Here is a 12,447-nt window from a genome sequence, read left to right as displayed (position 1 = left end):
CTGCGGGTCAGCGACTCAGCTGGGCAAGCCCCTCTGTGGCGATCTGCTCGAAGACCGCCTGGTCCGCTGCGAAGTCCGAGTCCGGAATCGGGGCGTGGATCACGAGCTCCGTGAAGCCGAGCTCGAAGTGCTTGCCCGCGAAGTCCACAAAGGCGTCGAGGGACTCCAGCGGCCGGCCGGCCTCCGGCGTGAAGCCGGTGAGCAGGATCTTGTCCAGCTCGGCCACGTCACGGCCGATGTCCGCGCACGCCTTGCCGAGCTTGTCGATCTGCCCGCGGATGGCCTCGACGGACTGCTCGGGCGTACCCGTCTCGAAGAGCTTCGGGTCACCTGTGGTCACCCACGCCTGCCCGTGCTTCGCCGCGAGCTTCAGTCCGCGCGGCCCGGTGGCGGCGACCGCGAAGGGCAGCCGGGGCCGCTGGACGCAGCCGGGAATGTTGCGGGCCTCCACCGCCGAGTAGAAGCTCCCGTCGTACGTCACGGAGCCCTCGGTCAGCAGCCGGTCGAGCAGCGGCACGAACTCCCCGAACCGGTCGGCACGTTCGCGCGGCGTCCATGCCTCCTGGCCCAGCGCCGTGGCGTCGAAGCCATTGCCGCCCGCGCCGATGCCGAGCGTGATCCGCCCGCCGGAGATGTCGTCCAGCGAGATCAGGTCCTTGGCAAGGGTCACCGGGTGGCGGAAGTTCGGTGAGGTGACCAGCGTGCCGAGGCGCAGCCGCTCGGTGGCGGCGGCCGCGGCGGTCAGCGTCGGGACCGCGCCGTACCAGGGGCCGTCGCGGAAGGTACGCCACGACAGGTGGTCGTAGGTGTACGCGGTGTGAAAACCGAGCTGCTCGGCTCGGAGCCACTCGTCGCGGCCACCTTCGTGCCAACGGCGGACGGGGAGGATCACGGTACTCAAACGCATGCCTTCGAGAGTACGTGGCTCCGGCAGCGGCCCGAGCCCACTCAAATGTGCGACCCGTCGCACGCCCGTGCGCCCGCGTACGGGAGAATGGATCTGTGACCTCAGCTACCGATCCCAGCCCGCTGCCCGCCACCCCCCGGCTGATCGCCACCGATCTGGACGGCACCCTGCTGCGCGACGACAAGTCCGTCTCGGACCGTACGATCGCCGCCCTGGCCGCCGCCGAGGAGGCCGGGATCGAGGTCTTCTTCGTCACAGGCCGCCCGGCCCGCTGGATGGACGTCGTCAGTGACCATGTCCACGGCCATGGGCTCGCGATCTGCGCCAACGGCGCGGCGGTCGTGGATCTGCACGCCGGGGGGAAGCTGCTGGAGGTCCGCGCGCTGGAGCGGGAGACCGCCCTCGATGTCGTGAGGATCCTGCGCGACGCCGCCCCCGGTACCTCTTTCGCGGTCGAGACGACGACCGGCATCCACTACGAGCCGGACTATCCGCCGTTCCATGTCGACCCGGGCGCGACCGTCGCCACCGCGGAGAAGCTGCTTCACGAGGAGCGGCTGGGCGAGGGCGCCCCGGTGATCAAGCTGCTCGCGCACCACCCCGAGCTGACACCGGACGGCTTCCTCACGCTGGCCCGTACGGCCGCCGGTGACCTGGCATCCTTCACCCGCTCCAGCCCGACCGCGCTGCTCGAGGTCAGCGGCCTCGGTGTGAGCAAGGCCAGCACCCTCGCGTTGTGCTGCGCCCGGCGCGGGATCTCCTCCGACGAGGTCGTCGCCTTCGGGGACATGCCCAACGACGTGGAGATGCTGACCTGGGCGGGCACCTCGTACGCGATGGGCAACGCCCATCCGGACGTGCTCGCCGCGGCCTCCGGCCGGACCGTCGCCAACAACGAGGACGGCGTAGCGGTCGTCATCGAGCAGATCCTCGCCCGGCGTGCGGAAAGCAGCGAAGAGCTCTGAAGCAAGAGCTCTGGACAACGAGAACTACTCGACCCGGACCCCGCGTTCGCTGAACCAGGGCAGCGGATCCACTCCGGAGCCCAGATACGGCGTGAGCCGCACCTCGAAGTGCAGGTGCGGCCCTGTCGAGTTGCCCGTGGTGCCGGACTGCCCGATCCACTGCCCGGCGCGTACCTGCTCGCCCTGATCGACGGTGGTCGTCGCCAGATGCGCGTACTGCGAGTAGTAGCCGCCCGGGTGCTGGACGACGATCTCGATGCCGAATCCACCGCCGCACGAGACAGACACCACCCGGCCCGCCCCGACCGACCGCACCGGGGTGCCGATGTCCACCGCGAAGTCCTGCCCGGTGTGCCGATGGGCCCAGTGCTCACCCGCGCTGTCGAACCCGGCGGACAGTTCGTACTTCTCCACCGGCGTCACCCATGCCGTGCCCGCCGGCGCGCTTCCGCGCTTCCCGAGCCGGACGACGCCCGCGCACTTGCCCGCCGCCACGCTGCGGTCCGCCTCCCCCTGCAGCTCCCACTGTGCCTCTTCCAGCTTCGAGTTGATGCCCTGCTTGATGGTTGCCAGCTGTGCCTGCCGTACCTCGAGCTCGCGCCGGGCCGTCCGGGCATTCCCCTCGGTCACGGCGAGCCGCCGCTCGGCCTGCCTGGCCCGGCCGAGCAGCTGGTTCACTGCCGTCTCCGCCTGCCAGGCGAGCCGCTGTCCGCGCATCAGCTCCTCGGGGTTGTCGGCGAACAGCAGCTGAGCGGTGACGGCAAGCGGGCCGCCGGTGCGGTACTGGGCGCGGGCGACACCGCCGATGGCGTCGTGGATCGTGGTGAGTTCGTTCCGCTGCAGTGCCAGCTGCCCCTGGAGCCGGGCCGCCGCGGTGCGCTGCGCGTCAGCGGCATGCCTGCCTTGTTCATACTTCGCGGTGGCTTTCGCCGCGTCCTCGAACAGTCGCGCCACCTCGGCGCCGGTACCGATAACGGGCCCGTCGGAGGCCATGGCGGCGGGTACCGCCGTACCGAGGAGCGCGCACAGCACCGCCAGGACGAGCAATGGCCGGTCGCGGTGTCTCAAGCACATCCACGGATCGTCGCCCGGCACCGCGGCGATTTCGGGTACCGCTGAGGTGTCGTGACTCCACCTGGCCTACTGGGACGCCTCTCCGTACACCGTCGTACCCCCTTCGTCCTGTCGCGGCTTCCAGCGGGCCCTTCGATTCGGGCGCTGTCACACCCTTCAGAGGAGCAGGTCCTGTGCGGCGACGAGAGCCGGGTACTAAACCGGGTACTCGGCTGTCGAGAGCCGGGTACCGAGCAGGTCCGCGGCCCTCTCGCGCTCCAGCATCCGGCGCAGCGGCCCCTCGGCAGTGGCGAGTTCTGCGTACGAGCCGCGCTGCACGGTCCGGCCTGCCTCCAGGACGACGATCTCGTCGACGGCGTCGAGCCCTTGCAGCCGGTGCGTGATCAGCACTGTCGTCCGGCCTTCCGTCGCCACCAGCAGATCCGCCGTCAGCGCATCGGCCGTCGCCAGGTCGAGGTGCTCGGCCGGCTCGTCGAGTACGAGTACGGGGAAGTCGGCGAGGAGCGCGCGGGCCAGCGCCAGCCGCTGCCGCTGACCGCCCGACAGCTGCGCCCCGTGCTCGCCGACGAGAGTGTCGAGACCGTCGGGCAGCACGTCGACCCACTCCAGCAGCCTCGCCTTGGCGAGCGCCTGCCGAAGCTCGTCCTCCGTCGCCTCCGTACGCGCGAGCCGGAGGTTCTCCCGTACGGAACTGTCGAAGAGGTGGGCGTCCTGCGCGCACAGCCCGACGAACCGCCGGACCGCGTCCCCGTCGAGCGCGGCCGCGTCCACGCCGCCGATCGTGTACGTCCCTTCCCTCACGTCCAGGAAGCGGAGCAGCACCTGCGCGAGGGTGGTCTTTCCCGAACCCGAGGTGCCGACGACGGCGATGCGCCTCCCCGCGGTGAGCGTCAGATCGAATCCGCGGAGCGCGTCCCGCTCCTGTCCGGCGTACCGGGCGCCGAGTCCTCGCACCTGGAGCGGGAATGCCGTCGCGGGCGGAGCCGCCGCCCGGTCCGGCTCGTGTACGGGGACGGGCGCGTCCAGCACCTCGAACACCCGCTCGGCGCTCCGCCTGACCCGCTGCCGGTACTGAACAGCCGCCGGAAGCCCGGTGACCGCCTCGAAAGCGGCGAGGGGAGTGAGCACCACCACCGCCAGGGACACCCCGTCCAGCCGCCCGTCACGCACTGCCTGCACTCCGGCGAAGGCGGCGCACACCACGGTCAGCCCGCAGGCCAGCGCGGAGAGGCCGCCGCCGAGTGCGGTGGCGACGGCGCCCCGGGAGGCGATGCGCGTCAGCTGCCGGTCGGCTTCCCGCGTCCTCTCCACCCGTCCCTTCAGGGCTCCGGCGACGGTCAGTTCGGCTGTACCGCCGAGCAGTTCGACGACACGGGTGGCCAGCACCCCGCGTGCGGGCGCGAGTTGACGTTCGGCCCGCCGTGCGAAAGCGCCACTGATCAGCGGTACGACAACACCTGCGAGGAGCAGACCGACGGCGAGCACGGCCCCGGCCTCGGGCAGCAGCCACGCCGTGAAGCCGACGGCCCCCGCGCCGACGACGACGGCCACTCCTGCAGGCAGCAGCCAGCGCAGCCAGTAGTCCTGCAGGGCGTCCACATCGGCGACGAGCCGCGACAGCAGATCCCCGCGCCGGGACTGCCGCAGCCCGGCGGGCGCGATCCGCTCCAGCCTGCGATAGACCGCGACCCGCATCTCGGCGAGCATCCGCAGCACGGCGTCGTGCGACACCAGACGCTCGGCGTACCGGAAGACGGCCCGCCCGATGCCGAAAGCGCGGGTCGCCGTCACAGCCACCATCAGATAGAGCACCGGCGGATGCTCGGACGCGCGCGAAATGAGCCAACCGGAAACGGCCATAAGCCCTACGGCGGAACCCAGAGCAAGGCTGCCCAGCAGCAGCGCGAGCCCGAACCGGCCCCGCAGTTCCCCGGCAGCGCTTCGTACTCGTGCCAGCGGCGACCGTGTGCGCGCCGACTGCGTCGGCCCTGCGGTGTCAACGGCCTCGGCGGGCTGCTCTCTGTCCCTCTCCGTGCGCGCTGCCGCCGGAGTGTCCGCCGAACTCGATGGCTGAGTACCTCCGTACGCCGTAACTCCCGACCTCGCGGGCCCTGGAATCAGCGATGCGCGGCGGGAGAGCGTGACCACCCGGTCCGCCACCGCCAGCAGTGCCGGCCGGTGGACAACCAGCAGCACCGTCCGCCCCTGAGCCAGCCGTCGCACCGCATCGACGATGCCCGCTTCCGTCTCGCCGTCCAGCGCGGCCGTCGGCTCGTCGAGCAGCAGCAGCGGCCGGTCCGCGAGGAACGCCCGGGCCAGCGCGAGCCGTTGCCGCTGGCCGGCCGAGAGCCCGGTGCCGTCCTCGCCGAGCAGGCTGTCCACACCCTGGGGGAGCCCGGCCACAAAGTCGTACGCACCGGCGTTCCGCAGCGCTTCCCGCACCGCGGCGTCATCGGCGTCCGGTCGCGCCAGCCGTACGTTCTCCGCGATCGTCCCCGCGAAGAGATACGGCCGCTGCGGCACCCAAGCGATCTGCTCGCGCCACCGGTCCAGGTCGAGCGTCGCCAGATCGGTACCGCCGACGCGCACCCGCCCCTCGGCCGGCTCCACGAAGCCGAGCAGCACATCCAGCAGCGTCGACTTCCCGACCCCGCTCGGTCCGACCAGCGCGACCGTGTCACCGGGCTCCACCACCAGTGAGGCCGCATCCAACGACGCCTCGCCACGCCCTGCGTGACGGACGGTCACTCCGTCGAGCTCCAACCGGAGTGTGCCCGGCACCTCGCTCGTACCGCCCGCCCGCGGCTCGGTCTCCAGGACCTGGAAAATCTCCTCCGCGGCCGAAAGCCCCTCCGCCGCTGCGTGGTACTGCGCGCCCACCTGCCGGATCGGCAGATACGCCTCGGGCGCGAGGATCAGAATCACCAGGCCCGTGTACAGATCCAGGTCCCCGTGCACCAGCCGCATACCGATACCGACGGCCACCAGCGCCACCGAGAGAGTCGACAGCAGCTCCAGCGCGAACGACGAGAGAAACGCGATCCGCAGCGTCCGCAGCGTCGCCTTCCGGTACTCCGAGGTGATCGATCGGATCGACTCGGCCTGGGCCTTCGCCCGCCCGAAGACCTTCAGGGTCGGCAGACCGGCGACCACGTCCAGGAAGTGCCCCGACAGCCGGGACAGCAGTCGCCACTGGCGGTCCATCCGGGCCTGGGTGGCCCAGCCGATGAGAACCATGAACAGCGGAATCAGCGGCAGGGTGAGCACAATGACCGCCGCCGAGACCCAGTCCTCGGTCACGATCCGCGCCAGCACCGCCGCGGGCACCACGACGGCGAGCCCCAACTGCGGCAGATAGCGAGAGAAGTAGTCGTCCAGAGCGTCGACACCGCGGGTGGCGAGCGCGACCAGCGAACCGGTCCGCTGCCCACTCAGCCACTCGGGCCCCAGGTGAGCGGCCCGCTCCAGCAGCCGCCCCCGCAGCTCCGACTTGACCGCCGCACTCGCCCGGTGCGCGGCCAGTTCGGTCAGCCAGGAGACAACAGCCCGTCCGACCGCGACCGCCGCCAGGAGTGCCAGCGGCGTCCCCAGAGCGGAGGTGGAGAGCCCCCGCTCAAACGCGCCCACCACCACGTCGGCGATGAGCATCGCCTGGGCAACGACCAGCGCTGCCCCGGCAAGGCCGAGGAGCACCACCGCGGTCAAGAAGAGGCGGGTGGCCCGAGCGTACCGGAGCAGACGCGGGTCGATCGGTTTCACGTGAAACATCCCCCACTAATGAACATCGGCGATGTGCTGCGTGCCGATCCGCTTGCGGAATACCCAGTACGTCCAGCCCTGGTAGAGCATCACCAGCGGCGCGGCGATGCCCGCGCACCAGGTCATGATCTTCAGCGTGTACGGACTCGACGAGGCGTTGGTGACCGTAAGGTTCCACTCCTCGTTGAGCGAGGACGGCATGACGTTCGGGAAGAGCGTCAGGAACAGCATCGCGACCGCGGCAGCGATCGTCACGCCCGACAGCGCGAACGACCAGCCTTCGCGTCCCGCCTTGATGGTCCCGACCGCTCCGACCAGCGCCACCACCGCGACGATCATCGCGATCAGGCTCTTGCCGTCACCGCGCGAGACCTGGGTCCAGAACAGGAAGCCGAGCACCAGCAGGGCCGTGAGCAGCCCCAGCTTCAGCGCCAGCCCCCGGGCCCGGGCCCTGATGTCCCCCACCGTCTTCAGCGCGGCGAACACCGCACCATGGAAGGTGAACAGTGTCAGCGTCACCAGCCCGCCCAGGATCGCGTACGGGTTGAGCAGATCGAAGAGGTTGCCGACGTACTCCTTCTGCCCGTCGATCTTCACGCCGCGCACGATGTTGCCGAACGCGACGCCCCACAGCAGGGCCGGCAGCAGCGAGGTCCAGAAGATCGCGTGCTCCCAGTTGGTCTGCCACCTCTCCTCGTCCCGCTTGTGCCGGTACTCGAAGGCGACTCCCCGCACGATCAGGCAGAACAGGATCAGCAGCAGCGGCAGATAGAAGCCGGAGAAGAGGGTGGCGTACCACTCGGGGAAGGCGGCGAAGGTCGCACCGCCTGCCGTCACCAGCCAGACCTCGTTGCCGTCCCAGACGGGCCCGATGGTGTTGATCAGGACCCGCCGCTCGGTCCGGTCCCGGGCCAGCAGCTTGGTCAGGACGCCGACCCCGAAGTCGAAGCCATCGAGGAAGAAGTAGCCGATCCAGAGGAAGGCGATGAGTACAAACCAGACGTCGTGAAGTTCCATGCCTCAGCAGCTCCTCAGGGCCTCAGTACGAGAAGGCCATCGGGCGGTCGGCGTCACGGTCGTCGCCGCCGATCTTGGTGGGCGGGTTGAGGTCGGCCTCGGTGAGCTCGGGCGGTCCGGCCTTGACGTACTTCAGAAGCAGCTTGACCTCGATGACGGCGAGCACCGCGTAGAGCAGGGTGAAGACGATCATCGAGGTGAGCACCTCACCCTGCGAGGCACTGGGGGAGACGGCGTCGCGGGTACGGAGCACGCCGTACACGACCCAGGGCTGACGCCCCATCTCGGTGAAGATCCAGCCCCAGGAGTTGGCGATCAGCGGGAAGAGCATCGTCCAGAGCGCGACGATCCAGTACCACTTGGTCAGCCTGGGATTCAGCGCCTTGTTCTTGAAGAGCACCAGCTGCGGCACTTCGTCCGCGCCCGTCCGCAGGCCCGGCGGCAGCATGAACTTCTTGCGGGTGAGCCAGAGCCCGAGCAGGCCGATGGCGAAGGACGTCATCCCGAAGCCGATCATCCAGCGGAAGCCCCAGTAGGCGACGGGGATATTGGGCCGGTAGTCGCCGGGGCCGAACTTCTCCTGCTCGGACTTGTTGACGTCGTTGATGCCGGGGACATACGAGGAGAAGTCGTCGTTGGCCAGGAAGGACAGCAGTCCCGGGATCTCTATCGCGACCGTGTTGTGGCCCTTTTCGACGTCGCCGTACGCGAACACCGAGAAGGGCGCGGGCGCCTCGCCGTCCCACAGCGCTTCGGCTGCGGCCATCTTCATCGGCTGCTGCTTGAACATGACCTTGCCGAGCAGGTCACCGCTGACAGCGGTGAGCAGTCCGGCGATGACGACGGTGACCAGCCCGAGCCGCAGCGAGGTGCGCATCACCGGAATGTGCTTCTTGCGCGCCAGGTGGAAGGCAGCGATGCCGACCATGAAGGCGCCGCCGACGAGGAAGGCGGCCGTAATGGTGTGGAAGAACTGGGTGAGCGCGGTGTTCTGTGTGAGTACGTGCCAGAAGTCGGTGAGCTCTGCCCGGCCCCGCTCCTTGTTGATCCGGTAGCCGACCGGGTGCTGCATCCAGGAGTTGGCCGCCAGGATGAAGTACGCCGAGAGGACGGTGCCGATCGAGACCATCCAGATGCAGGCCAGATGGATCTTCTTCGGCAGCTTGTCCCAGCCGAAGATCCACAGCCCGATGAAGGTGGACTCGAAGAAGAACGCGAACAGCGCCTCGAAGGCGAGCGGGGCACCGAAGACGTCACCGACGAAGCGCGAGTAGTCGGACCAGTTCATGCCGAACTGGAACTCCTGGACGAGGCCGGTGACCACACCCATGGCGATGTTGATCAGGAAGAGCTTGCCCCAGAACTTGGTGGCCCTGAGGTACTTCTCCTTCTCGGTGCGCACCCAGGCGGTCTGCAGGCCGGCGGTGAGCGCGGCGAGTGAGATCGTCAGAGGGACGAACAGGAAGTGGTAGACGGTGGTGATGCCGAACTGCCATCGCGCCAAGGTCTCCGGCGCCAGAGCTAGGTCCACGTCGTCTTCTCCTTACATCGCCGTGGTCACTGCGGCAGTCTGCCCCTTTAATCCCGCCGAGGACGGGAGAAACGAGGCGCGCTTGTGAACGCGTTCACATTCACAAGCATTATGGCTCATACGAGATTCGCACCTTCGACCGGGGGTACCTCTTCCCAAGCCCTTCAACATCTTGTTGAATCCGGCGAATGCAGATACGGATCTCCTGGCCCGCCGGGCACCTGACCGCGACCATCGAAGAAACCCCCACGAGCACGGCGCTCATGGGGGCTCTGCCACTCGCCTCCACCGCCCACACCTGGGGCGAAGAGGTCTACTTCGACACGACCATCTCCCCCGCCCTGGAGGCAGCCGCCCGGCAGGTGGTGGAACCGGGCACGGTCGCTTTCTGGACCGAGGGCGACGCACTCGCGCTGCCCTACGGCCCCACACCGATCTCACGCGGCGACGAATGTCGGCTCGCAGGCCCGTGCAATGTCCTCGGCCGGATCGACGGCGATCCCCGCCTGCTGGCGACGGTCCGCGCCGGCGACCCGATCCGCGTGGAGAGGGTCGAGGCCTAGAACTCCTTGCGGAACGCCTCGGTGACGTGCAGGAAGAGGTCGTTGGCCTCGGTCTCACCAATGGTGACCCGCACGCCCTCACCCGCGAAGGGCCTGACCATGACACCGGCCTTCTCGCACGCCGCCGCGAAGTCGAGCGTACGCTCGCCGAGCCGCAGCCAGACGAAGTTCGCCTGGGTCTCCGGCACCGTCCAGCCCTGCTTGACCAGGCTCTCGTGCACCCGTACGCGCTCGGAGACCAGCGAGCCGACCCGGCCGAGCAGTTCGTCCTCGGCGCGCAGCGAGGCTACCGCCGCGTCCTGCGCGAGCTGCGAGACACCGAAGGGGACCGCGGTCTTGCGCAGCGCTGCGGCCACCGGCTCATGGGCGATCGCAAAGCCGACCCGCAGCCCGGCAAGTCCGTACGCCTTGGAGAACGTACGCAGCACCGCCACATTGGGGCGGTCGCGGTAGATCTCGATGCCGTTCGGGACGTCGACATCGCGGACGAACTCGATGTACGCCTCGTCCAGCACCACCAGGACGTCGGATGGCACCCGGTCGAGGAAGCGCTCCAGCTCGGCCCGGCGCACCACCGTGCCGGTCGGGTTGTTGGGGTTGCAGACGAAGATCAGCCGGGTTCGGTCGGTGATCGCATCGGCCATCGCGTCCAGATCATGCACATCGCCCGCGGTCAGCGGCACCTGCACCGGCTTGGCCCCGCTGATCTGCGTGATGATCGGGTACGCCTCGAAGGACCGCCAGGCAAAGATGACCTCGTCGCCGGGGCCCGAGGTGGACTGCAGCAACGACTGGGCGACGCCGACCGAGCCGGTGCCGGTGGCCAGATGCGTCACGGGCACCCCGAAACGGTCCGCGAGCTCGTTCATCAGGCCTGTGCAGGCCATGTCCGGATAACGGTTGAAGCTGTGGGCAGCGGCGATCGCGCTCTCCACCACACCGGTCAACGGCGGATACGGGTTCTCATTGGACGACAGCTTGTACGCGACCGCGCCGCCCGAAGCAGCCGGCTTGCCGGGCTTGTACGTGGGGATGCCGTCCAGCTCGGCGCGCAGCTTGGGGCTCGTCTCGCTCACCGCGGGTCCTCCTCGACCATCTGTACACAGCAGTACTCCAATACTGCTCACCTTATGAGGATTCGCGTCCGCTGCGAATGGGGGCCCAGGAAAAAGGGGGGCGCTCCTCTCATATCGCGCGCGCCGGTAGCTCACTCCGTGGCGCGCATCCCCCGTAGTGGTGAGTTGAGACCTCTTCGAAACATCAACCATTCGACAGGCCCCTGTGGCTGGACGCGCGAGACGCCGTGGGCGCACCACCCAACTGCCTTGATTTCCAAGGTGATTGATGATGAACAGCCATGCAGAAACGTGCCTGTCAACGAGTGAATATGCGACCGGCTCAACCGCCTGCGCGAGCCCTACTATCGGCTCGCCATGACAGCAGCAGGGAAGCACCAGGTGAGCCGGACGGAGACATCACGCCGGGGCAGCCGGCAGAGTCGGGCGGGCATCCGAGATGTGGCCGCCGCCGCCGGTGTCTCCATCACGACAGTCTCCGACGCACTCAACGGCAAGGGCCGGCTCCCGGACGCCACCCGCCGACATGTCCGCGAGGTCGCCGACCGGCTGGGCTATCGCCCGTCCGCCGCGGCCCGCACGCTCCGTACCGGAAAGTCGGGCCTTATCGGCCTGACGGTGACGACGTACGGGGATGAACCTTTCACCTTCACCGAGTTCGCGTACTTCGCCGAAATGGCGAGAGCCGCGACCTCCGCCGCGCTCGCCCGCGGCTACGCCCTCGTCATCCTGCCCGCCACCTCACGCCATGACGTCTGGTCGAACGTCGCCCTCGACGGCACCGTCGTCATCGATCCGTCCGACCACGACCCGGTCGTCACCGAACTTGTCCGCCAGGGCCTTCCCGTCGTCTCCGACGGACGTCCGGCCGGCACGCTCCCGGTCACCGCCTGGGTCGACAACGACCACGAAGCCGCCGTACTCGATCTGCTCGACCATCTCGCCGCCGCCGGCGCCCGCCGTATCGGCCTGCTCACCGGCACCACCACCGACACCTACACACGACTGTCCACCACCGCGTACCTCAGCTGGTGCGAGCGCGTCCGCCAGGACCCGGTCTACGAGTCCTATCCGGCCCACGACCCGTGCGCCGGAGCCGTCGCTGCCGACCGGCTGCTCGCCCGCCCCGACCGGCCCGACGCCGTCTACGGGCTCTTCGACCCCAACGGCACCGATCTCCTCGCCGCCGCCCGGCGGTACGGCCTGCGCGTCCCCGACGATCTGCTGCTCGTCTGCTGCAGCGAGTCGACCGTGTACGCCACCACCGAACCGCCCATCACCACGCTCTCGCTCAAACCGCGCCGGATCGGCACGGCGGTCGTCCAGCTCCTCATCGACGCCATCGAAGGAGTCGACGAGGACCGGCCGGTCGGGCAGGTAATACCGACCGAACTGATCGTACGGACGTCATCACAGCGCCGCCCTCAGCGAACGACTGTGAGCGCCCCGCGATCCCCTTCTCCGGACTAGACCTTCCTAATCGGTACGAAACAGTCGGCGCACCAGGGGTGTGAAACGGATTCACCACCCCTGGTGCGTCACACAGCGCGGAGCT

General features: G+C 69.0%; 9 protein-coding genes. 3 read left to right on the top strand and 6 right to left on the bottom strand.

Annotated elements, in window-relative coordinates; genetic code table 11:
- Positions 1-7 precede the first annotated feature (7 nt).
- On the bottom strand, positions 8-907 hold the full coding sequence (locus ACFWDI_RS15305; protein WP_385304186.1) for an LLM class flavin-dependent oxidoreductase: 900 nt from the start codon (positions 905-907) through the stop codon (positions 8-10).
- A 95-nt stretch (positions 908-1,002) separates the two neighbouring features.
- On the opposite strand from ACFWDI_RS15305, the gene ACFWDI_RS15300 reads away from it, so the two are divergent.
- Entirely contained in the window at positions 1,003-1,872 is an 870-nt protein-coding gene (locus ACFWDI_RS15300; RefSeq protein ID WP_385304183.1) for an HAD family hydrolase, read from the top strand.
- 24 nt (positions 1,873-1,896) lie between these two features.
- On the opposite strand, the gene ACFWDI_RS15295 is transcribed toward ACFWDI_RS15300, so the two are convergent.
- The 4 genes from ACFWDI_RS15295 to ACFWDI_RS15280 all read right to left on the bottom strand — a co-directional run bounded on the left by ACFWDI_RS15295 (position 1,897) and on the right by ACFWDI_RS15280 (position 9,253).
- Positions 1,897-2,946: a M23 family metallopeptidase gene (locus tag ACFWDI_RS15295; RefSeq protein WP_385304181.1), complete on the bottom strand. Its 1,050-nt coding sequence runs from the start codon at positions 2,944-2,946 to the stop codon at positions 1,897-1,899.
- Positions 2,947-3,141: 195 nt separating this feature from the next.
- Positions 3,142-6,705 (bottom strand): thiol reductant ABC exporter subunit CydD, encoded by a 3,564-nt coding sequence (gene cydD, locus ACFWDI_RS15290; protein WP_385304179.1) that lies wholly within the window; start codon positions 6,703-6,705, stop codon positions 3,142-3,144.
- 15 nt (positions 6,706-6,720) lie between these two features.
- Positions 6,721-7,722 (bottom strand): cytochrome d ubiquinol oxidase subunit II, encoded by a 1,002-nt coding sequence (gene cydB, locus ACFWDI_RS15285; RefSeq protein ID WP_385304177.1) that lies wholly within the window; start codon positions 7,720-7,722, stop codon positions 6,721-6,723.
- Between the two features lie 22 nt (positions 7,723-7,744).
- Positions 7,745-9,253 (bottom strand): cytochrome ubiquinol oxidase subunit I, encoded by a 1,509-nt coding sequence (locus ACFWDI_RS15280; RefSeq protein ID WP_385304175.1) that lies wholly within the window; start codon positions 9,251-9,253, stop codon positions 7,745-7,747.
- 188 nt (positions 9,254-9,441) lie between these two features.
- Here ACFWDI_RS15280 and ACFWDI_RS15275 point away from each other — a divergent pair, with 188 nt between their 5' ends.
- Positions 9,442-9,816: a cyclophilin-like fold protein gene (locus ACFWDI_RS15275; RefSeq protein WP_385304173.1), complete on the top strand. Its 375-nt coding sequence runs from the start codon at positions 9,442-9,444 to the stop codon at positions 9,814-9,816.
- Here ACFWDI_RS15275 and hisC read toward each other — a convergent pair.
- Positions 9,813-10,892, bottom strand: coding sequence for a histidinol-phosphate transaminase (hisC, locus tag ACFWDI_RS15270; RefSeq protein WP_385304171.1), 1,080 nt, complete (start codon positions 10,890-10,892; stop codon positions 9,813-9,815). The two genes, ACFWDI_RS15275 and hisC, sit on opposite strands and share 4 nt — an antisense overlap.
- 357 nt (positions 10,893-11,249) lie before the next feature.
- Here hisC and ACFWDI_RS15265 point away from each other — a divergent pair, with 357 nt between their 5' ends.
- Complete coding sequence (locus ACFWDI_RS15265; RefSeq protein WP_362684169.1) at positions 11,250-12,362, top strand: LacI family DNA-binding transcriptional regulator; 1,113 nt, start codon at positions 11,250-11,252, stop codon at positions 12,360-12,362.
- Positions 12,363-12,447 lie beyond the last annotated feature (85 nt).

The sequence above is a fragment of the Streptomyces sp. NPDC060064 genome, assembly GCF_042736455.1.
Classification (GTDB): domain Bacteria; phylum Actinomycetota; class Actinomycetes; order Streptomycetales; family Streptomycetaceae; genus Streptomyces.
The sequence above is the reverse complement of the archived record's forward strand: the minus strand, read 5'-3'. Positions and strand labels throughout refer to the sequence as shown.

Excerpts from the sequence above, each read along its gene's own strand:
- ACFWDI_RS15305 (WP_385304186.1), bottom strand. The coding sequence starts at position 907 with ATGCGTTTGAGTACCGTGATCCTCCCCGTCCGCCGTTGGCACGAAGGT.
- ACFWDI_RS15295 (WP_385304181.1), bottom strand. The coding sequence starts at position 2,946 with ATGTGCTTGAGACACCGCGACCGGCCATTGCTCGTCCTGGCGGTGCTG.
- cydB (WP_385304177.1), bottom strand. The coding sequence starts at position 7,722 with ATGGAACTTCACGACGTCTGGTTTGTACTCATCGCCTTCCTCTGGATC.
- ACFWDI_RS15275 (WP_385304173.1), top strand. The coding sequence starts at position 9,442 with ATGCAGATACGGATCTCCTGGCCCGCCGGGCACCTGACCGCGACCATC.
- ACFWDI_RS15265 (WP_362684169.1), top strand. The coding sequence starts at position 11,250 with ATGACAGCAGCAGGGAAGCACCAGGTGAGCCGGACGGAGACATCACGC.